This window comes from Streptomyces sp. NPDC056738 (genome assembly GCF_042790435.1).
Taxonomy (GTDB): domain Bacteria; phylum Actinomycetota; class Actinomycetes; order Streptomycetales; family Streptomycetaceae; genus Streptomyces.
In genome coordinates this window covers 790505-809805 of the sequence record NZ_JBHTZF010000002.1, presented here as the reverse complement: position 1 = coordinate 809805, position 19301 = coordinate 790505, and the positions used below count along the sequence as shown (strand labels likewise).

Genomic DNA, 19301 nt, shown 5'->3' with positions numbered 1-19301 from the left:
CCGATGGCGGACTGACGGCCGCGGTCCGCGGGCGGCTGACGGTCCGTGACCAGCCCGCCGCGCGGGACATCGCACGTCGGGCGTCCGGCCGTGGTGTCGGAGGCGGCTTGTATCCTGCACGCATTCCGCGATCCGATGATCACAGGTACGGGCATGCGGGCACGGGGCGGGCGGTCAGGGGTGGTCGTCCAGGGGCGGGAGCGCGGGGATATCGATGAGTGACGCACGTACGATACGAAGCCGAGAACCGGGGGGCCTCTCGGTCGGCGCGCGCATCATCGCCGTGGTGGTCCTCGTCGCGATCGGGGCCGTCAGCGCCTGGTTCCAGCACGACGCTCGCGGCCGAGATGCGGAGCCGCGTACGGAGTTCACCGCGAGCAACCCGCCCGCCGGACTGCCCACCGCGCTCACCACCGGCCAGCACCTGCACTGGTCCAGTTGCACCTCGCCGCGCACCGCGCGCACGGGCTATGACTGCGCCACCATGAAGGCCCCCCTCGACTACCGGAAACCGGACGGCAGGACTATCGACGTCGCCCTGATCCGCCGCAAGGCCACCGGCCCGAACGCCCGGCGCATCGGCTCGCTCGTCCTCAACTTCGGTGGCCCCGGCGTGTCCGGCGTGAGCGGACTGCCCGAACGTCTCAACCAGTACGGGCCGCTGCTCGACCGCTACGACCTGGTCTCCTTCGACCCGCGCGGCGTCGGCGCGACCATTCCCATACGCTGCGGGAAGGCCGTGGACGCCACCGGCTATGCCGGGACCGACGCCTGCGCCCAGCACTCCAGGGCGCTCCTCCCGTACATCGGCACCTCGCACACCGCGCGCGACCTCGACCTGATGCGCTACCTCCTCGGGGACGAGCGGCTGCACTACTTCGGCGTCTCGTACGGAACGGCGCTCGGCGCGGTCTACGCCCACCTGTACCCGTCGCATGTCGGACGGCTGGTCCTCGAAGCGTCCGTCGATCCGACCGAGGACCTCGACGAGGGGCAGGTGTCCCAGGTCAAGGCGGTTCAGGCGGCGTTCGACCGGTTCGCCGTGCACTGCGCGGCCCGTATCCGCCACTGCCCGACCGGCGACGGGCCCGAGGAGGCGGCTCGACGCATGGCGCGCCTGGCCGACCGTCTGAAGAAGGAGCCCGCCCCGGCCGGCGGCGGACGGCACCTCGACGCCGACGACCTCGCGCTCTCCGTCAGCGACCATCTCCGCCTCGGTACGGACGGCTGGGCGCCGCTCGCCAAGGCTCTGACCGCGCTGATCGACCACAACGACGCCCGTCCGCTGAGCAAGAGCGCGGACGACATCGGCTCCGCCGACCGAGCGGCGCCCCCTCACGACGACGACCGCGCCGCCCAGACCGCGATCACCTGCGCGGACTCGAGCCTGCGCCCGGACTTCGAACGCCTCGACCGGGACAAGGCCCGCGTCAAAGCGGCCTCACCCGTCTTCGGCGCTGTCTGGTCCACCGGGGTCTACCTCTGTTACGACTGGCCGTTCGACGGCGAGAGCACCACGCTCCAGGTGAACGCCGACGGCGCGGCTCCCGTCCTGGTGGTCGGCGGCACCGGCGACCCGATCACCCCCTACCCCGGCGCCCGCCACATGGCCCGCGCCCTGGGCGCCGGCGTCGGCGTCCTCCTGACGGCCGAGGAAGAGGGCCACGGCACCTACCCGCAGAACCGGCTGCGTCAAGGAGAGGGTCGACCGCTACCTCCGCACGGGCCACACCCCGGCCCCGGGGACGGTATGCCGGGGCGACATGTCCTGAGGCTCGTACGGACCTGCCGGGCGGCAAGGGCAGCGAAGCCGCTGTTCCTGCCCTTGCGGGCTGAACTCAGGTGAGGTCGAAGGTGACGCTCGCGGAGCCGTTCCAGTCGGGTGCCTGCATGAGCGTGAGGGCTCCGTCGTCTGCCTCGACGACTCGCACCATGATCCCGCCGCGATCCTCACCGGGAAAGGCGACAGAGAAGTAAGGATCCATCTCCATGAGGAAGTCCCAGCCCTCGCGCTGGGTCGCGTCGAGTGCATGGGCATGCCGACCGCTTGCCCACCACTCGCCGGCCGCGTCGACAGTGACGGTGACGTCGATGTCGTACATCTCAAGGCATACCGAGGGATTGGCCCACCACTCGAGACGGGCCTGACCCACGAATTGATCCATGAGGACACTATGCACCGCGTATGGGCCAGACGGGCTACCGCATTCTGCACCCATCAGTAAGTACACCGGCTCTACCGAACTGCGGTCACGCTCCGGCTGTGTCGAGGAGGATCTGCGCCAGTTCGCGCGGCTGGGAGAACATCGGCCAGTGGCCGGTGTCCATCTCGATCAGCCGCCAACTCCCGCTGGTCAGCAGCTTGGTCACGTCGTCGCTCGGCTCGGGGTCACCGAGCGTGCACTTGATGTAGGTCGCCGGGAGGCCGCTGATCGGCACGTCCAGCACGGCGGGTTCGGTCAGCGTGGCACCCGGGTGTGGCGTCGAGCCGCGGACGATCCGTGCGATCTGGTCATCGGTGAGACCGTGGCCCTCGAAGTGGGTCGCGGGCGCGACCGGCCAGAATCCGCCGTTCTCGGCGATCGTCGCCCTCATGATCGTCCCGCCGTCCGGCCAGGCGGACACGAACGGTTCGCCGTCGGCCGGACACTGGAGTCGAGGAAGACCACGTGCGCCAGCCGGTCGCCGATCCGCCCGGCGGCCTGACCACTTGGGATGCCCGAGTAGCTGTGACCGACCAGGACGACGTCACGCAGGTCCTGGCGCTCGACCTCGTCGACGATGTCCTGGACGTGGGTCTGCTGCCCGGCCCGCATCCCTTGCTTCTCGGCGAGACCGGACAACGTCAACGGGTGGACGCCATGGCCGGCCCCACGCAGGTGCGGCACCACGTCGTCCCACGCCCACGATCCGAGTCGCGCACCTGCAACCAGTACGAAATTCGCCATGGTCGCACCGTAGCGGAACGGCCGGACGACCACTCCGGAGTACGGACGCCGCTCCGGGGAGGCCGACGCCGCTCTGGAGGTGCGTTCGCCACACGCCGTGGCGGCCCCTCAGCCGAACCACCGCCCCCGGACCGAACTCCCGTCCCCCGAGGCCGATTTCAAGCAGCCCCAGCAGCAGGCCATCACGCCCCCGCGGTCACCGCTCTCAGGCCGGCCAGTGACTCCCGTATGAACTGGGCCAGTTCCTTCCCCTCGGTCTGGTCGACCCAGCGCCGGAAGGCGAACTTGAAGACGGCGATGCCCACCTCCGCGGCGAGCCCGGCGGAGGCCTCGTCGACACCGCGCTGCCGCAGTGCGTCCGAGAGCGCCGCGGACAGCGACGCGAGTTTGATCAACTCGCGTTCCTGCAACTCGGTGTTGGCGTCGATGACGGACTGCCGCTGTCGGGCGTGCTCCTGGCGAGCCTCCAGCACGGCCGCGGCACCTTCGAGGGCCACCGCCACGGCGTCGAGCGGGGTGGCGGACTCGGGGGCCTGTGCGACGGCACTCGCGAGCACGTCCCGCAACTCGCTCGAACCCGCGAACAGCACCTCGCGCTTGTCCGCGTAGTGCCGGAAGAACGTGCGCTCCGTCAGCCCCGCCCGTTCGGCGATCTCCGCCACCGAGGTGCGGTCGAAGCCGCGCTCGACATAGAGCTCCAGTGCCGCCTGTGCGAGGCGGCCGCGCGCGTCCGGCTGCCATCGACCCATGCTCGGCATCGTACTCGATGACAGTCACTGTCATCGAGACGGCGGCATGCGATGACAGTCACTGACATCGAGTGCTACGTTTGATGACAGTCACTGACATCGCTCGGTGGCCGCCACGCGCTCTCCAGGAGCGCGGACGGCCACTCAGGCTGGAGGCTTTCTCATGCGCGTTTTCGTCACCGGGGCATCCGGATGGATCGGCTCCGCACTTGTCCCCGAGCTCATCGGAGCGGGACACGAGGTGGTCGGGCTGGTCCGCTCGGACGCCTCGGCCGCGGCCCTCACGAAGGCCGGGGCGGACACGGTGTCCGGCACCCTCGACGACCTCGACGTCCTGCGCGAGGCGGCCGAGGCGTCGGACGGCGTGATCCACCTCGCGTTCAAGCACGACCTCGCGTTCTCCGGCGGCTTCCAGGACGCCGCCGACGCGGACCGCCGCACCGTCGAGGTCCTCGGCGACTCGCTCGCGGATTCCGGACGACCTCTGCTCATCGCGTCGGGGCTGATCGGCCTGGCCACGGGCCGCCCGAGTACGGAGGACGACGGAAGGACGCCGGAGGAACTGTCCGCACTGCCCAGCGGCCCGCGGACGCGGATGGGCACCGCGCAGGTGACCCTCGCCCTCGCCGACCGGAACGTCCGCTCGTCCGTCGTCCGGCTCCCCCCGACCGTGCACGGCGACGGCGACAACGGCTTCATGGCCGCCCTGATCGGCATCGCCCGCGACAAGGGCGTCTCCGGTTACATCGGCGACGGCACCCAGCGCTGGCCGGCCACGCACCGCGACGACGCCGCACGCCTGTTCCGCCTCGCCCTGGAGGGCGCACCGGCGGGATCGGTCGTCCACGCGAGCGCCGAGGACGGCGTTCCGATCCGCTCGGTCGCCGAGGTCATCGGACGCCACCTCGGTGTAGCCACCCGCTCCGTCCCCGTCGAGGAGGCGCCCGAGCACTTCACCTGGCTGTCGGGCTTCCTGGGCCTCGACAGCCCGGCCTCCAGCGAGCGGACCCGCGCCCTGCTGGACTGGAACCCGACCGGCCCGGGCCTGATCGAGGACCTGGACATGGGGCACTACTTCCGGAACGGCGGGCAGTAGGGGCGGTTCGCGTCGCTCTTCGGAGGGGCAGAAGGGGGAACCCGGCCGCGGTTGGGCAGGGACCCGGGCCCGGGGCACGAGTCTCCCGGCCGTAGCGAAGGCGAGTCTCCCGGGGCGCAGCGAAGACGAGCCTCCCGAGCCTCAGCGATGACGAGCCTCCCGGGCCGTAGCGATGACGAGCCTCCCGGGCCGTAGCGATGACGAGCCTCCCGGGCCGTAGCGAAGAGAAGTACGGCCTGTCCCCCAGATGCCACCCGCGACGCCGTCCCGATGCTGCGATTGCGGCGAATCCGGGGCACATTGGCAGATATGCCGCTCTCGTTGCACCACATCGTCATCGACGCGCACGACCTCCCCTCACTGGCCCGGTTCTGGGCCGAGGTGCTGGGCTGGCGGATTCTCTCCGAGCGGGAGCGGGAGGTCGTGATCGGGCCGGACGAGACGGCACCGGTGGGCATCTGCTTCATGCCGGTCACGGACCGGAAGGCCGTCAAGAACCGCGTGCACCTCGATCTGACGTCCGCGGCCGAGGACCGGGAGGCAGAGATCGAACGCGTCCTCGCGCTCGGGGCCCGCAGGGCGGACGTGGGACAGACCGGCGAGGAATCGTGGACGGTACTGACCGATCCCGAGGGGAACGAGTTCTGCGTCGTACGCCCGAAGACGACCCTCGTCGGCTAAGGCTCGGATGCCGGAGGGGGTAGCTGGTGCTTGGCACGCAACCCGCCACCACGCCATCGGACGTCAGGTGGCAAGTCCGACCTCCGAATGATCGTCGATCCAGCACGGACCGCCCGGATCCGGGCGCTGACGGGTACGCGTGACCGCCACACAAACGAGGCGGGCCTCGCCGTTGTCACGGCCGACCTCGCCTTTCAGCGCGGCACGGGTCCGGTCGAGAAGCCTGGGAGAAGATCTTCCCTCAGGGGTTCTCCCCCAGCCCCTCGTCCTCGGGGCAGCCGTGGGCCGGGAACCGGCACCGGCGGGAAGGACCGGTCACTGTCCCCCAGTCCTCATGGACGAACACGAATGATCGTCTTCCCCTTGCGTCGCTCGGGCGAGTTGAGCGCGGCGACGGCATCGTCGAGCGCCGAGACGTGACCGATGTTGGTCCGCAGCCGTCCGTCCCGCACCCGCTGCACGATCTCACCCAGTTGGGCACGATCGGTCTCGACGACGAAGTCCACCGCCAGGCCGTCAACGGGTCGCGCCTCGACCGGGCCGACGATGGACACGAGCGTTCCGCCAGCCCTGATCAGGGCGGCGGACTGTTTCTGAACGTCGCCCCCGATGACATCGAAGACCAGATCGACGTCGCCGACGTCCTTCAGCGCGTCGTTCTCAAGGTCGACGAACTCATGCGCGCCGAAGTCGAGTGCCTTGTCACGGTCGGCGGCGCGCCCGGTGCCGATGACGTAGGCGCCGGCTTCACGCGCGAGCTGGGTCACCATCGTCCCGACCGCCCCGGCCGCGCCGTGAGCGAGGACGGTCTGGCCGGCTTGAAGGCGGCCGTGCTGGAACAGCCCCTGCCACGCGGTCAGACCCGAGATCGGCAAGGACGCGCCTACCTCGAAGTCGACGTCGCCGGGCAGCGGCGCGACGTTGCGCGCCTCGATGGCCACGTACTCCGCGAGGGTGCCGTCACGGTGCCAGTCTGCGAGGCCGAACACCCGCTGCCCGACCGACAGCCCCGTCGTGCCGTAGCCGAGGGAGGCGACCACCCCGGCCAGCTCGTGGCCGGGGATCGACGGCGTCTTGTCACGGCCGGCACGATCGACCCAGGTCGATGGCCACTCCATCTCGGTCGGGACGAAGCCCGACGCATGAATCCGAACGATGACGTCGTTGATCGATGCGACCGGCTCGGGCCGCTCCGTCAGCGTCATCCCAGCCGTCCCAGCGGACTGGTCGCTCACCACGATCGCTTTCATGGGAATGCCTCCTCGGACATTTTGTCTCTTCGGGGGAGATGTCGCGGGCCGGACAGCCCGTTCGGCAAGCCCTCGACAGGGCTGTTGGGCACGGCCGGTTCGATCTGGACGGTGCGGGATGGACAGCTATCCGCTTGTCGTCATGTCTCCGACCCTAGGATCAGAGCGGCCCAGGGGTATGGTCCATTCCAGCGGCAAAACGTTGGGCCACTTTCCGGTGTGACCTGTGTGCCGACCGTCCGGTCCGGGCCTGCGCGTCATCGCCAGACTCCCACGTGGGAGGCGCGCGCCCTGCCGCAGCAGGACCCGTTCGCCGACCTGGCCACCGCGCAGACGACCGCGGATGCCTGGCTGAAGGACTACGACGGGATGCGGCCTCATCAGGCCTTGGACATGGCCATCCCGGCCGGCCGCTTCGTTCCCCGGCCGCGGTCCCATCCCGAGGAGTGGCCCGACACCGGATGCCGGGCATCGAATGCGCTGGCAGGGCCTAGGGACTGTCCGATGGGTCGTGGGAGCTGATCGGAGCCGTGGCTTGGGCGCAGATGAACTTCTCCGAAGGCGCCGTCGTCGGGCTCGCCGGCACTGAGAGCTCGTCACCAATCTGCCCACGCTTGCCTGCGTCGGCCGGTTGAGGAATTCGGTTGCGGTGGACCAGGCGGTTGCGGTGATACTCCGGCATGAGTAGAGACGCCGAGGTCATCGTGCTCGCCCGCGGGTCGGACGAGGTGATGGAACCGCTCACCCAGGACGACCCGGAGCGCACGTGGCAAGGTCGCTTCGTCCCGATAGCGGGGCACTGGGGCTACGAGTTCGGGTGGGCCCTGGAGTTCGAGAAAGTGCGTGCCCGGAAGGGTCTGCTCAAGCACCTGGAGTCGCTGCCGTGGCCGCATCCACCAACGGTGCAAGTTCTGCTTCGCGACCAGGACGACGACTGCTTCGGGCTATGGATGTTCCATGAGGGCCGGCTGGTGGAAGTCACCATTCCGCGCACCGAGCGTTTCCACCGGCCGGCACCGCCCAATGAGGACTTCGAACCCGACCCGGGCATGCTGCTGCGCACCGACCAAAACAGTGCTCTGCCCGAGCAGACCCCAGAAGCACGCCGCGACACCCGCTCACCCTGGTAGACCGAGTTCGGCAGCTCATCTCGGGACGTCAGGGCTGTCGACGCGCGCCTACTCAGCGAACTGCGCCACCACCACCCAGGTGCCGAAAGCTCTGAACGAGGCGTTTTACTGCGGACGGAGCCATAGGCGGATCGCGGCCCCGGTGACCGTCCCGTGGAAGACGTACGCCCGTTCGGCCGTCGGGATGGTCGGGGTAGTGCGCGTCGATGATCTACGGAACACCCGGGGTGGAGAGCTTGTGGCGCCAAATCTCCGACAGGTCACCGGAGTTGGTACGGGCGGTGATGGACAGTTCCTCGCCGACGACCCGGCACCACACCTTGGCGCCGGTATGGCCCAGCGAGGTCGAGTAGCGCACCGAGGTGAAGCTGACGGTGCGGTCCGAGTCGACCAGTCTCTCCTCGCCCGGTGCGAGCGCGAGCGGCTCGATGGGCAGGACATGCAGCGTGGTGCGTTCGATGTCGAGGCGGTCGGCGGGTATCTGCCCGGTCACCCGGTGACGGCGGGAGTTCGCCGCATCGCACCAGGCAAGGCAGGCATCGGCGAGCTCGGTGAAGGTGTCGTAGGCGGCCAGCAGGCTTTCTTCTGTGGGCACCAGGTCGACCTTCGCGATGCGGAATGTAGCCTCCGCGCCGCCCTTCGATTCGGGATCGTAGGGCACGCAACTGGCCACCTGACAGCCGTAATGCCGGCCTGCGGCGCCCATCTGCGGATGACGTACCAGGATCCCGGCGATGTGCTCGACGGTGACCGTCTTCGCGTTGTCGGTCAGTGCATACGTCGATGCCCGCCGATCCGCCTGAGTGTGGTGTCCAGGCAGGCCACCAAAGTGCCCAGCGTGCAGTCTCAGACCGGGATCACCACCCGGAATCGCGACCAGGACAGCCCTGCGCAGAACAGCCAGGTCCGACGTCCCGCGATGCGCGGACCCTCGCCCCGGTCGAACTGCTGCCACCGGCCCGGCTCGGGAATCCGGTACCTTCGTCGCTTGCCCGCCTTCCACACGGTCCTTGCCATGCTCACCGCCCGTCTCGTCGAGCGCTCGCTGCCCCGGTAGCCCATCTTCACGAGCTCGTCGTGGACCACATCGGCACGGATCGTCGCCTTCGACTGCTCGACCCACTCCTCGACCTTCTCCAGGAACGTGTCGATCGTCGTCGGCCGCGGCTCTCGCTCATAGGGATTGCGCCCGCCGTTGCGGGCCTCGACATACCTCTTGACCTTCTTCGGGTCGCGCCCCGTCAAGGTCGCCGCGGACCAGACCGTCCCGGTCAGGTCGTACGCCTCAAGAATTTCCATAGTCTCCGTGTCAGACCTCGGCGCAGACCGCCGTTGTTCGCGCTTGTTGGTGTCAGACGCTGATGTCAGCCCACTACGACGGCCTTCTGTCCCGGGACCTCTCGGTCGGCCCCTGACAGGCCTGGCCGACGAGGGCCCGGTTTCATATCCGAGGCGCGTGGAAACTGGGATGCCCCGAACATGCGCCGCTGCGAAACTGGCCGCCGTGACGCGACCTGAACTCTCCGAACTCGACCACCTGCGAGAAATAGAACGGCTCGCCGGCGTGGTCGCGGGCGCCGCCTCGGCCGAGGGCTGGCTCTCGTATCAACCCGAAGCAGACGACGCGACGCCCCTGCGGCGGGCGGTGAACGCGCTGGCCCGGGGGCTTCGCCACTACCACTTCCCCGAGGACGGCTGCCTCGACGACGAGGCGGATCGCCCCGAGCTGAAGCTCGCGGGCGTGGTGATTCTGCGTCCCGGGTCGATGCCGGATGGCATGGAGGAGACCTATGAGGAGGCGTGCGCCCGTCTCGGGGTCGAGGCCCGGCCCGAGGGGTGGGCCCTGTGGAACACGTGGGGCGACGGGAAGCTCCAGGTGACGATGGTCGTCTGCGCGGTCGACACCACCGAGGGCCTGCTCGCGAACTGGTCGCGGGGCAAGGCCATCTATCCGCTGACGCCAGTGCCTTCCCAGATCGCTCTCATCCACCACGGCTGGGCTGCCCATATGGTCTTCTCCCCGTTCGGGGTGAAGAAGCTCGGGCTCGGCGGACAGCCGTGACATCTTCGCGAGCAGCCGGTTTCGTGCGTGGGGGCTGCGTCGGCAGGCCGCGTCCCGCACACAGTCTTGAAACCGTCGTGGCGCGAGTCACCGTGGGTTCAAATTCCACACCCACCGCAGGTGAATGGCCCCTGACCAGGCATCTTGGTCAGGGGCCGTTCCAGTGTGCGCTGTCCGTCACCCACAGCGGCTCCCCGCCAGTTACCGGAGGATCGGGCACGGCGGGGGGGGCACGTCTGATCCGTAGTTCTAAAGAGATCGGTCAGTAAGGGGCATGCTGCCTCCTCGGTCGTCCGAGGGCGGGGTCCAGACCATGCCGTTCTTTTCGAGAGTTTCCAGGATCCATGCGCGCCCGGCCGGGCCCGCGGTCTGCCAGGTCCAGCTCATCCGGCGACGCCTCTTACGCCAGGAGATCCATCGAGGCGCTTGGGCCTGGCTTCCTGCGATGTTGTGCACCAGATCCGCGAGCCATGCGATGCATGCGACGTAGTCGTCGTCGGGCCAGGTACTCAGGGCCTTACGGCGGCGGGCCAAGCTCCGGATTTCGAGCACTGCCCAGTAGGTCAGCACGGCCGCCACTGTGTCGTCGTCAACCGGTCGCGCCTCTGCCACCGCGTCCTCCCCGTGATCAACGATGCCGCACTCTAGCTCGCTCCCACCCGGGTGGCCGGCCGTCGGTGAACGGGTCTGAATGAGACGGAAACTGAGACGAGCCGACGAAGTCCCCTGCCACTCGACACCGCCAGGGTGTCGAGGACGGTTAGGCATGCTGACACGGCTGATGGCTGGGACAAACGACTCCGCATCCGCTACCCGATACGGGCCGACCTCTACCTCGGCATGCTCCAACTTGCCTGCAGCATCACCTGCTTGAGACGCCTGCGAACCTCATTCTGAAACGATCAGCGCGCGAAACCCTTCAGGGTCTAAAGTCGGTGCCTGTTACAGCAAGTTGGGGCGCGGGGTGATACCCGTGAAGGGGAGGGGCCCGATGTCGCACGACGACGATGGAGAAAACCCGGCGCCTAGATCTGGCGCACTTACGTACGCGGTGATGACGGCCGAGGCGCGGCGCCAGGCGGCGCTGCCCAGGCCCACGGCACGCAGGCGTCGAGAGGCGGACGTTCGCACGGTGCGGTGGTGGCGGGTGCGGACGCTGCGGAGCATCTCGGGTCTGTCCACCCTGGTCACGGCGCTGGTTTTCGCGTGTCTTGTGTTGGCGATCTGCCTGCTGGTCGGCTCTTCGATAATGCCTGATGCCTGGTACCCGCTTGTGGTGTCGGTGGGGCTGGCGCTCTACGGGGCCTACCGTCTTCGTGGAGTCCCTGGGGCGACGGCCAGGACCTTGGCCAGTGCGGCGTGTGCGCCCGGCCCGGTGCCCAAGCGGTACGCCTTGGTGTACGACCCGCCCTGGGGCGGGATCGCTCTGCTGGTGTTGTTCCCGGCCGACGGGGGCGACGACGTCCAGCCTGATGCGGTCCTGGAACTCATGCCTTTGCCAGAGCCCTGGCTTCGGTTCCCCGGGGCGAGCAAGCTCCCGGCCGACCTGCCGGTGGAGCCCGCCGGCAACCTCGAACTCCGTGGCGCAAGGGATGGATTGCCGATGGGCATCCCCTGGATCGACGGGCAGGCGTACTGGCCCAAGCGCTCCTACGGCCCCGATGACCTGATGGGAGGGGAGGGCCGAGCCCTGATCCTTCGACTGCTCGCGGACGCCACCGCGGAAGCGGACTCCATCGATTTGTGACCTCGTCACCCGGGCGGCTGTCCGGCGGGAACGATGGGCGTTGGCGGGGCGAGGTGGCTGCGCCAGAGGACTCAGCCCTGTCGGCAGCTCGGCCCACCTGTCGAGCCTAGGGCGGTGGGGCCAAGGGCGGCCTTACAGCAGCAGGATGATTGCAGCGCGCATGCGGACGGTGCCCGCGCATGCGCGCACTCCGCCGTCGACCTCGGTTTCGACGCTCCGTGAGGAAGAACCTGCCGTCCAGATTGATGCCACCCTCGAGTCGGTCCCCGAGGTGCGGGGCTTGGCCGAAACCTGGTGGCGGAGCAAGGACTCACTCATCGCCCTTTGCCGCGGCGAGGCTGTCAGCATGGACGCCCTGAGAGGCATCGAAGCCCATGTCTACGGTGACCTCGACGAATGGGGCCTCCACCGGCGGCTGATCGCCAGTGCCCTGACCACATACCTTCGCCGAGTTCAGCGGGTGTGGGGCCATTAATGTCAACGACCTGGCCGAGGCATCCGCCTATGCTCGGCTCGTGCAGCCGCTTTCCGACCGCAGCAATCCGTTGATCACGGCGTTCCCAGCCGAGCTTGCAAGCGATGCCGAGGCAGTCCTGGCGGTGATGCCTGATTCTCGGTTCCAGCCGCATGCCTCGTTCTCGGTCGCTGTCGAAGGCCAGCAGGTTTTGATTCCCTGGCGCCTCTACAACGACGAGCCGTCAACTGACAGGGTGGCGTCGCTTACGTCGCGCCAACAACAGCTTCTGCACTGCCTGTACTCAAGACACTGCGACGGCATGGTCAGGCAGCGCCACCTGGAGAAGGTCGTTGGTTCGACGGACCCATGGGTCGTCCCCTTCGTCGTACAGCTGGTTGGCGAGTACGTCTTGGAGATCCTGGTCGTCATCTGCGATGAGCTCCGTGATCTCACCACGCCCGGCACCGGCGGCCACCTCGCTTACGGGCAGTTCCTGTCGGACAACCCCGCCTTCTTCGCTCGCACTCAACGGCGGGTCGTGAGCTACTGGAGCTGCTACTACCGGGGCGTCTATGCGAGTTTTCGGGGCTACCCGGGGTGCACGATTCTTGACCTCCTACGGTCCGCCGCCTCCGACAGATCAGGACATCCCTGGCCCAACCTCACTCCAGCCGGCGCCCGGGTGGACGGCTACTGCTAGGACCCGGCCGGGCAAAGTCGCCGGACTGGTCAGGCGGCATCGGCGAGGGGAGGCCCCGGCCGGGGAAGACGACCCCGAGGCCGACTCTCTTGCCCGCGCCCCCGTCACGCCTGCCTACCCGCAGATCGTCGCCGTGTTCACCAGCGGCGCCGGCCGGTAGCGCGCGAGGGAGGTCTGCCAGACACCGGGCAGCGGCATCGATCCCCGACACACAGAGGAGATGCGCTCGAAGCTCGTCGCCCGCGGCGTCCTCACCGAGCCTGAGGCCGGGTTGTTCGCGCCCTCACTACGAAGCCTGGCGTGCAACGCGAAGGTCCGTCGACAGCAGCCGGCATGAGGTACCGACGGTCGGATCGACGCATCGCCATCGCTGCACCTCCGAGCGGTCCCGTGTGCTGCTGGCTGGGCTGTTCCCGGCCACCGTACTGCGTCGGGCTATCCGTGATCGAAGAAGCCTTCGCCCGCGATCGCAGAGACGGCGGATTCGATGTTCTCGCGCGTGACACTCAGGACCACCAGCAGGCGCCTGGCCTTGAAGTGCCCGAGCCGGGCCGTCTCGCTGGTTACTGACTGTGCAAGTCGAACCGGGTCGTACACCTCGACGACCTGCCTGTCGCCGTGCCACGTGACCGTGACATCCAGCCAGCCCTTGGCCTCCTGTATTGCCCAGTCGTACTCGTCCATGGGTGCAGGCCACTCGATCCGAAAATCCATGACCGCATCCTGCCGCAAACACGACTGCCGCGACTCGCGCTGCACGAGACCGCACATAACGACCTCTGCGCCATGACCTGCTCGAATGCGGGTGCGTCACCGGCCTGGCCAGGCGCGATCGCGAACGCGAGGTGACTGCCGTGGCCTTCCGCGGCTAGGTGGATCCACAACGACCGACAGGTCCGCCGGCCGTCATCCTCCCGTACGACATCCGCCTTGTAGGGGCGGGCGTGGTCTTCAGCATGTCCGCCCAGGTCACTACGGCTGTAGCGGCAGCCCAGGTAAAAGGTGCCTCTCGACTGCTTAGGAGCCGTCGTTGACCGTGGCTGACCGCACGATCTGGCATGGCAGTGACATGGGGACTGCTTCGTCCCGAAGTGAATTGGGTGGACGCGCTGCCTTGGGTTGGTGTGGCGTTCACCTGCGTTGAAGGTCCATACGCGTCCGTGCTCGTGCCGGTGTGCGTCGGCGTTGTCACGCAGTTGGACAGGAACTCGTGGAAGTCTGGTCCCATGAATGGCACGACGAACCCCGGTAATCCGAACAATATCCAAGTAGGTGATATCTACGAGGACTGCTCGTTCCACCCAGTCCTGTGCACTGCGGTCGACGAGGTAGCGGGTGCGGTGCTCAGCGGCGTCTCCCTGATCGACGGCACCTTCCCCCGCTCCTGTGACGCCCTGCACTGCGGGCCCATCCGCATCCTCATCGAGGACGTCATGGCCATCAAGCAAGACCTTGACGGCTACGCCCGCCGGCGAAAGACAGAGCTACGGGCCAGTGACAGCATCTGATACGTAGCTCTAGAGATCGGTCAGTGGTGGTCATACGGGCCGTACTTGGGGCACAGGGAGGTGCTACAGGATGGGATCGGTTTCCGTGATTGGCGTACTTCGCTGCTGTACCGCCGCCTCAGGAAGTCTCGTGAGTACAGGGACAGGCCCGCACGCCTCTACAGACCGCGCAGTGCGTCGTACAGGTTGTTACAGGCTGACCAACAGATGACACTGCCGTCGTCGTACAGGCTGCCCATGTACCAGTCGTCGTCATGGACAGGCTTCACGAGGCAGAGGTCGTGGAATCCGAGAACGATCTCCGGGTGCAGCGCCTCGTCGGGGGCTCCGGGGCGCCCCACCCATTTGACCGCCCGGTTCGGCCCCAGGGCGACAGCCTCTTTGTCCCCGGATACGTCACGGATCTGCTGAAGGGACCATCCCGGGGGTAGCCGTGTGTCTGCCATACACGGATGATCTCACCCGCCAGATGTGGAGCACCTCCTTTAGGAGCGAGGTTGGCAGTCACGTGTCTGACCTCGAGGTTCCCTGTCTTGGGCGGAGTCCGGCGGCCGTGCCCTTGGTACCCCTATTCCCCGTGGTTCCCTGCCCGTTCTGGTTCCTGCCCGTTCAGGCACGAGAGTGGCTCAGAGCCGTGCACGGGTGATCCTCTCGATGCCTGTTGACCGTCGACTCGACATGCCAGACTGCGGTCATGGAGGAGATCCACCAACTGTGGTTGGCAGCCGCCCCGAGCCCCATACCCGGGGACGAGGCTCGGATCTATTGGAATTGCAAGGACGATCCGACCCCAGCTTTGGACGAGGGCTTGCGTTGCGCCTCCTACTTGTATGTCGGTTCCTGGAGTGCCGAGCACGAACCAGAGAACCTGCGGGCGGGTGAAGGGCACTGTCCCGCCAACCGGCTGTTCAGCTGGCTTTTTTACATCGGGACGATAGATCGCTTTCAAGCGCCGTTGCTTGACAAAGAACTGATGGCCCGGTTGGTCGAGCTCTACCGTCCGCGTCCCGGTGACCTTCCAGCCGACGCGATCGAGCTCCCACGGTTGGAGAGCTTTCTCCGACAGCACTTGAGGCTGTACCTGCTCCCTCAGGAAGCAGGTCGAGATGTGTACGACCAGATGCAGCACTGAGGTCGGCGGAGCCTGCGCGGTTCCGTCCGTCTACCGAGGCCGACGCCACCGATTTCCGGGTCGGCGGAGACTGACCAACGGGATCCGCCGGCGGGTCCGAAACGGCGCTCCGTGGCGGGATCTGCCGTCGGAGTATGGAAGGTGGCAGACGGTCTATGGACCGTTCCGTCGCTGGCAACGGAACTGTCAGCTCCCCCTTTTCAAAGCCCGCATGTTCACCGAGTCGATCGCGCACCGTGACCAGTCCAACTGCCCACGGCTGCCGAGCTCGTCGAGGACCAGGTGGTGGAGCTTCGCCCACACCCAGGCCTTGCTCCACTCGGAGAACCGGCGGTGAGCCGTCGCCCCGGACGGCCCGAAGGATGCGGACGGAAACTGCTGCCACGGGCAGCCGGACGTAGCCACGAACACGATGGCGGCCAGCACCTCCTGGTCGCCGTGCCGACGACAACCACCGCCCTGCGGTCGTGTCGGCGCCTCCGGAACCCCCCGCTGGAACATCTCCCACAACGCGTCCGGCACCAGCCGCTCAACGATTCCCACCACGATCGATAACACGACTGAGCCAAATGAGATGACGTCATCGGGCTACGGGATGCGCGCATCCCGTGCTCTGTGCTGGCTGTTGGGCGCCATGGCGGTAGCCGTGCTCGTGATGCCCCTGTGGGGCATGCCGAAGCTGGCCGCAAGGCCCGAAAGCACCGCCAGGCGGACCACCCAGAGCATCTCGAAGACCAGTGACACCACCGATCCCGTCGATCCCAACGGACCGCTCGACCGACGCATGACCTCACAGGGATTCAAGAAGACGGGGCGCGTGAGCAAACGATCGCCGGCTCGCTGCACACAGAACGCCACCCCAAGAGTCAGAGATCCGGGCTCCGCGCCCGGCAGATAAAAGAGCTCCGTAAACGGTTCCCGGCTGTCAGCACGATCGAACAGCCACCGTTCCAACTCGGAGGGAACCTGGCCGACCAGCGCCGTCTCGTCCGCATGGACTTGCGGCCCCCGACGCGCATCGATCGAGACTCCACGCAAACCCTTAGCCGCGAAGTAGACCTTCAGACCCACGTCGGAGTGGGTGTGGCACACGACGTCCCAGTCAGCGTAATGCTGGCGCGTGCCCGGAAGGACACCGCCGAGTACAGCGGACGCCTCGTCGGAAGTCATTCCAAACCGCAGTGGACCCACGCTCGCGAACGGATCGAAGATCCACTGCTGTCGTTCACCGTCCGCCAAGACGTGCCATAGGTCCATGAGCCGCAGCCTACGACGCCGAAGCCCACCGTCCATTCCGACCACGAAGGTGACCAGTTCAGCCAGCTCCGACACCGATCACCCCACGATCCAGCCACCGAAGTCAGCCGCCGAACCGATCCGATGCCCTCCGTCACCAGGCTGGACGGCAGCCTTCGGCTGATCCAGCTCGACATATCGATAACTCCACCCCAGCCCACCAACGGCACACGCCCTGGTCGGCGTCGTTCGCCAGACGGAGCGCTCTGCTCCGAGTCACACTTGCCGGCCACGAAAAGCGCTTCCCGGGACACATCCGGTCTGGGCATGATTCCCACCGTGCATGTGGACAGGGAAAATCGCGGGCAGGGGCGGTACACGCTGGCGGACACGGAAAGCGGCCATGTCTGGGGCGTCTGCGCCGCGGTGGAGGGGCTGTTCAGGGAACCCAGGCGTGGGACGTACGAACTGTTCGGGTGGATTCCGGACGGAGTCGAGGTGCGCGGCTGGGTCGGCAGCCGGGTGTGGCTGGTGCCGGAGGACAGGACACTCGATGCCTGGCTGCTGGAGGACGCGGAGAGCCTTGGACAGTCCCCGGGGACGGACGGCCTCGTGCTCACGGGTATCGACGACTACGAAGGGCCGCCCGAGGGGCACCGAGCTCCGGTCCGGCTGCACGACGGATACCGGTGGCTGGGCTCCTGCCGGGAGTTCGCCCGCGTCCTGCCGCCCGAGGACGCACCGCCCCCGCTCGTCCTGCTCGGACTTGCCCCGGGGGATCGGCTACGGCGGGCACTGACGACGGGCACCCGCCGCGCGCTGGATCTCGAGGAGGCCCAGCTGGAGATACGGGACGACAGAGGCGAGCCGCTCACCGACCGGTTGCTGTGGCCCAAAGTGCGCACGTGGCGCCCGTCCTCCCGCGGGACGGACCTGATCGATCTGGAACTCGACGCAGAGCTCGCCCCCGTACCGGGACACGCCCGGCCCGTCTGGGAACGCTGGCTCGCCGGGCCGCCGGACACCCCTGGCGCCTGGACCGAACTCAATACCCGGCAGCGCGGGGCATGGCTCGATCTCGTCCGGGAGCGAGGCTGCCGGCTGAAGCACCAGGACCGGCCCGCCGGACACGCGTACGAGCTGGACGGCCGCCACATCACCGACGAACCGGGCCTCTACCTGGCACTCGGCGAGGCCGTCAACGGCCCGGGCGGCTACTTCGGCGGCTGTCTCGACGCCCTCGTGGACTGTCTGCGCGGCACCTTCGGCTACACCGCCCCCGCAACCCTGCTCTGGCGGAACGCCGCGACCTCGCGCGAGCACCTGTCCCACCTCCTGACACCGGAAGGGGAGCAATACGACCTGGTCGCCCTGGTGCTCGAAGTCCTGACCGAGGGCGGGATGCACGTGACCTGCACGTGAGTTGGTCACGCTGCCACGGTATTGGCTCAACGCCGCTGTCGCGCCGTCGGGCTACTACGCGCCTCGTACAGGGGCCGACGCAGGAATCAGTCAACGGCGGACAGCCTTGTGCCACCAAGGACCGCACCCGCTCGAGCAGTTGCGCTCGCGACGTCGTCCGTCGGTGATCGCGAGCACCGCAACCAGCAGCCGGAACGCGTTCCGACGTTCGTCGCGGAGTGAGAGAAGCGGTCTTCCCCAGTTGATGGCGTGTGCGTGGGGTGCAGACCACTGCTCTGGTGTTGGTCAGACCTGCCCACCCGAGTTCCCCACGTGGACGCCGGCGCCAGGTAGCCCTGTCCCGCTGTGAGCCAGCGAGGGACGGCTTGGTTGGATGCCCGCATGACGGATTGGTCGCAGTTGAAGCACGCGTACGGCACCGCCGAGGACATCCCGGCCCTGTTCGAACGGCTGGGCACAGAGCCCAACGACGAGGTATGGAGCGACCTGTGGTCACGCTTGTGCCATCAGGGCAGTGTCTACTCGGCGAGCTTCGCTGCTCTTGCTCCGCTGGCCGATCTGGGAGGCGAGGCGGGCAAGGACGGCGACAACGCCCTGCTCCTGGCCGGAGCGATCGCCGCTGCTGCCGATGATGAGACCCGCGGTCAGCACGGCGCCCTGATCGAGCGGCTGCGGGCTTTGGCTCACGCTCGGATCCGCCGCCCCGCCGAGCCCGGCTTCTACGTTTATCTGCTGCAGACCGCCATGGCGCTTGACGGTGTCCCCGTCTGGTCCTCGGCCCTGGAAGGCTTGGCCGACGGGACCATCGAGGTGTTCTGCCCCGAATGCGAGATGGGGGTGTTCGTCTCCATCGGCGAGGGTGGCTACTTCTCCGCCGTCGGTGACTGGGAGCCCGGCGATCCGGAGGGCTCACCGCTTCGCGCTGCTGCGTCGGCCGACCTGGAGGGGCCTGCGCGCGTGCTCTATGACGCGGCCCGCGAGGCCGGCGTCGACACAGTCGCGCTCGCCCTCACCTACTTGTTCGGCGAGGGAACGTGCGGCGAGTGCGGCGCCGAGTTCTCGATCGCCGAGCAAGTGGCCGAGCAGTACTGAGACGCCGGGCGACCAGGCCGGCCGGAACGGAGAACCCATGTCTCTGCTCCGGCCCCGGCCAAACCTGCTCAGGTGATCTCCCCATCCATCG

General features: G+C 67.8%; 20 protein-coding genes and 7 pseudogenes. 15 read left to right on the top strand and 12 right to left on the bottom strand.

Annotated elements, in window-relative coordinates:
• Nucleotides 1–214: 214 nt before the first annotated feature.
• Both ACFRIC_RS07355 and ACFRIC_RS07350 read left to right on the top strand, forming a co-directional pair.
• Nucleotides 215–1624: pseudogene (locus tag ACFRIC_RS07355) on the top strand (alpha/beta hydrolase); the annotation flags it as partial.
• A gap of 91 nt (nucleotides 1625–1715) precedes the next feature.
• Nucleotides 1716–1772 (top strand): annotated as a pseudogene (locus tag ACFRIC_RS07350) (hypothetical protein); the annotation flags it as partial.
• Nucleotides 1773–1838: 66 nt separating this feature from the next.
• Here the strand turns inward: ACFRIC_RS07350 and ACFRIC_RS07345 are convergent.
• From ACFRIC_RS07345 to ACFRIC_RS07335, 3 genes and pseudogenes are all read right to left on the bottom strand, one after another.
• Complete coding sequence (locus tag ACFRIC_RS07345) at nucleotides 1839–2165, bottom strand: hypothetical protein (protein ID WP_382780732.1); 327 nt, start codon at nucleotides 2163–2165, stop codon at nucleotides 1839–1841.
• A gap of 85 nt (nucleotides 2166–2250) precedes the next feature.
• Nucleotides 2251–2948 (bottom strand): annotated as a pseudogene (locus tag ACFRIC_RS07340) (alpha/beta fold hydrolase).
• A 182-nt stretch (nucleotides 2949–3130) separates the two neighbouring features.
• Nucleotides 3131–3697, bottom strand: coding sequence for a TetR family transcriptional regulator (locus tag ACFRIC_RS07335; protein ID WP_382780729.1), 567 nt, complete (start codon nucleotides 3695–3697; stop codon nucleotides 3131–3133).
• A gap of 163 nt (nucleotides 3698–3860) precedes the next feature.
• Here ACFRIC_RS07335 and ACFRIC_RS07330 point away from each other — a divergent pair, with 163 nt between their 5' ends.
• Nucleotides 3861–4793 carry an SDR family oxidoreductase gene (locus ACFRIC_RS07330; RefSeq protein WP_382780726.1) on the top strand — a complete coding sequence of 311 codons (933 nt, stop codon included), beginning with the start codon at nucleotides 3861–3863 and terminating at the stop codon, nucleotides 4791–4793.
• Nucleotides 4794–5102: 309 nt separating this feature from the next.
• Nucleotides 5103–5474 carry a VOC family protein gene (locus tag ACFRIC_RS07325; RefSeq protein WP_382780723.1) on the top strand — a complete coding sequence of 124 codons (372 nt, stop codon included), beginning with the start codon at nucleotides 5103–5105 and terminating at the stop codon, nucleotides 5472–5474.
• A gap of 332 nt (nucleotides 5475–5806) precedes the next feature.
• Here the strand turns inward: ACFRIC_RS07325 and ACFRIC_RS07320 are convergent, their stop codons facing one another.
• Complete coding sequence (locus ACFRIC_RS07320) at nucleotides 5807–6724, bottom strand: NADP-dependent oxidoreductase (RefSeq protein WP_382780720.1); 918 nt, start codon at nucleotides 6722–6724, stop codon at nucleotides 5807–5809.
• A 680-nt stretch (nucleotides 6725–7404) separates the two neighbouring features.
• Between ACFRIC_RS07320 and ACFRIC_RS07315 the strand changes: the two genes are divergently transcribed.
• A complete protein-coding gene (locus tag ACFRIC_RS07315; protein ID WP_382780718.1) occupies nucleotides 7405–7854 on the top strand; it encodes a hypothetical protein in 450 nt (149 codons plus the stop codon).
• A gap of 211 nt (nucleotides 7855–8065) precedes the next feature.
• Here the strand turns inward: ACFRIC_RS07315 and ACFRIC_RS07310 are convergent, their stop codons facing one another.
• Nucleotides 8066–8515 (bottom strand): hypothetical protein, encoded by a 450-nt coding sequence (locus ACFRIC_RS07310; RefSeq protein WP_382780715.1) that lies wholly within the window; start codon nucleotides 8513–8515, stop codon nucleotides 8066–8068.
• Nucleotides 8516–8700: 185 nt separating this feature from the next.
• On the bottom strand, nucleotides 8701–9153 hold the full coding sequence (locus tag ACFRIC_RS07305; protein WP_382780712.1) for a hypothetical protein: 453 nt from the start codon (nucleotides 9151–9153) through the stop codon (nucleotides 8701–8703).
• Nucleotides 9154–9358: 205 nt separating this feature from the next.
• On the opposite strand from ACFRIC_RS07305, the gene ACFRIC_RS07300 reads away from it, so the two are divergent.
• The 5 genes and pseudogenes from ACFRIC_RS07300 (at nucleotide 9359) to ACFRIC_RS07280 (ending at nucleotide 12820) form a co-directional block, all read left to right on the top strand.
• Complete coding sequence (locus tag ACFRIC_RS07300) at nucleotides 9359–9916, top strand: hypothetical protein (RefSeq protein WP_382780709.1); 558 nt, start codon at nucleotides 9359–9361, stop codon at nucleotides 9914–9916.
• Between the two features lie 792 nt (nucleotides 9917–10708).
• A pseudogene (locus ACFRIC_RS07295) lies at nucleotides 10709–10813 on the top strand (IS5/IS1182 family transposase); the annotation flags it as partial.
• Between the two features lie 94 nt (nucleotides 10814–10907).
• Entirely contained in the window at nucleotides 10908–11663 is a 756-nt protein-coding gene (locus ACFRIC_RS07290) for a hypothetical protein (protein WP_382780706.1), read from the top strand.
• Between the two features lie 145 nt (nucleotides 11664–11808).
• Complete coding sequence (locus tag ACFRIC_RS07285) at nucleotides 11809–12138, top strand: hypothetical protein (protein WP_382780703.1); 330 nt, start codon at nucleotides 11809–11811, stop codon at nucleotides 12136–12138.
• A 40-nt stretch (nucleotides 12139–12178) separates the two neighbouring features.
• Entirely contained in the window at nucleotides 12179–12820 is a 642-nt protein-coding gene (locus tag ACFRIC_RS07280; protein ID WP_382780700.1) for a hypothetical protein, read from the top strand.
• A 435-nt stretch (nucleotides 12821–13255) separates the two neighbouring features.
• On the opposite strand, the gene ACFRIC_RS07275 is transcribed toward ACFRIC_RS07280, so the two are convergent.
• On the bottom strand, nucleotides 13256–13504 hold the full coding sequence (locus ACFRIC_RS07275) for a hypothetical protein (RefSeq protein ID WP_382780876.1): 249 nt from the start codon (nucleotides 13502–13504) through the stop codon (nucleotides 13256–13258).
• A 95-nt stretch (nucleotides 13505–13599) separates the two neighbouring features.
• A pseudogene (locus tag ACFRIC_RS07270) lies at nucleotides 13600–13698 on the bottom strand (IS5/IS1182 family transposase); the annotation flags it as partial.
• Nucleotides 13699–13920: 222 nt separating this feature from the next.
• Here ACFRIC_RS07270 and ACFRIC_RS07265 point away from each other — a divergent pair.
• Complete coding sequence (locus ACFRIC_RS07265) at nucleotides 13921–14328, top strand: hypothetical protein (RefSeq protein WP_382780697.1); 408 nt, start codon at nucleotides 13921–13923, stop codon at nucleotides 14326–14328.
• Between the two features lie 158 nt (nucleotides 14329–14486).
• Here ACFRIC_RS07265 and ACFRIC_RS07260 read toward each other — a convergent pair whose 3' ends face one another.
• Entirely contained in the window at nucleotides 14487–14774 is a 288-nt protein-coding gene (locus ACFRIC_RS07260) for a hypothetical protein (protein ID WP_382780694.1), read from the bottom strand.
• A 248-nt stretch (nucleotides 14775–15022) separates the two neighbouring features.
• On the opposite strand from ACFRIC_RS07260, the gene ACFRIC_RS07255 reads away from it, so the two are divergent.
• The gene (locus ACFRIC_RS07255) at nucleotides 15023–15460 is read left to right on the top strand and encodes a hypothetical protein (RefSeq protein WP_382780873.1); all 438 of its coding nucleotides are present in this window, start codon (nucleotides 15023–15025) and stop codon (nucleotides 15458–15460) included.
• Nucleotides 15435–15584 (top strand): annotated as a pseudogene (locus ACFRIC_RS07250) (hypothetical protein); the annotation flags it as partial. The gene ACFRIC_RS07255 and the pseudogene ACFRIC_RS07250, both read left to right, overlap by 26 nt.
• 48 nt (nucleotides 15585–15632) lie before the next feature.
• Here the strand turns inward: ACFRIC_RS07250 and ACFRIC_RS07245 are convergent.
• Together ACFRIC_RS07245 and ACFRIC_RS07240 are read right to left on the bottom strand one after the other, a co-directional pair.
• A pseudogene (locus tag ACFRIC_RS07245) lies at nucleotides 15633–15961 on the bottom strand (transposase); the annotation flags it as partial.
• Nucleotides 15962–16048: 87 nt separating this feature from the next.
• Nucleotides 16049–16792, bottom strand: a complete 744-nt coding sequence (locus tag ACFRIC_RS07240; protein ID WP_382780691.1) for a hypothetical protein — start codon at nucleotides 16790–16792, stop codon at nucleotides 16049–16051.
• A gap of 231 nt (nucleotides 16793–17023) precedes the next feature.
• On the opposite strand from ACFRIC_RS07240, the gene ACFRIC_RS07235 reads away from it, so the two are divergent.
• A complete protein-coding gene (locus ACFRIC_RS07235; RefSeq protein WP_382780688.1) occupies nucleotides 17024–18118 on the top strand; it encodes a barstar family protein in 1095 nt (364 codons plus the stop codon).
• A gap of 90 nt (nucleotides 18119–18208) precedes the next feature.
• Here the strand turns inward: ACFRIC_RS07235 and ACFRIC_RS07230 are convergent, their stop codons facing one another.
• Complete coding sequence (locus ACFRIC_RS07230; RefSeq protein WP_382780858.1) at nucleotides 18209–18295, bottom strand: hypothetical protein; 87 nt, start codon at nucleotides 18293–18295, stop codon at nucleotides 18209–18211.
• Between the two features lie 204 nt (nucleotides 18296–18499).
• Here ACFRIC_RS07230 and ACFRIC_RS07225 point away from each other — a divergent pair, with 204 nt between their 5' ends.
• The gene (locus ACFRIC_RS07225) at nucleotides 18500–19210 is read left to right on the top strand and encodes a hypothetical protein (protein WP_382780685.1); all 711 of its coding nucleotides are present in this window, start codon (nucleotides 18500–18502) and stop codon (nucleotides 19208–19210) included.
• The last annotated feature ends 91 nt before the right edge of the window (nucleotides 19211–19301 follow it).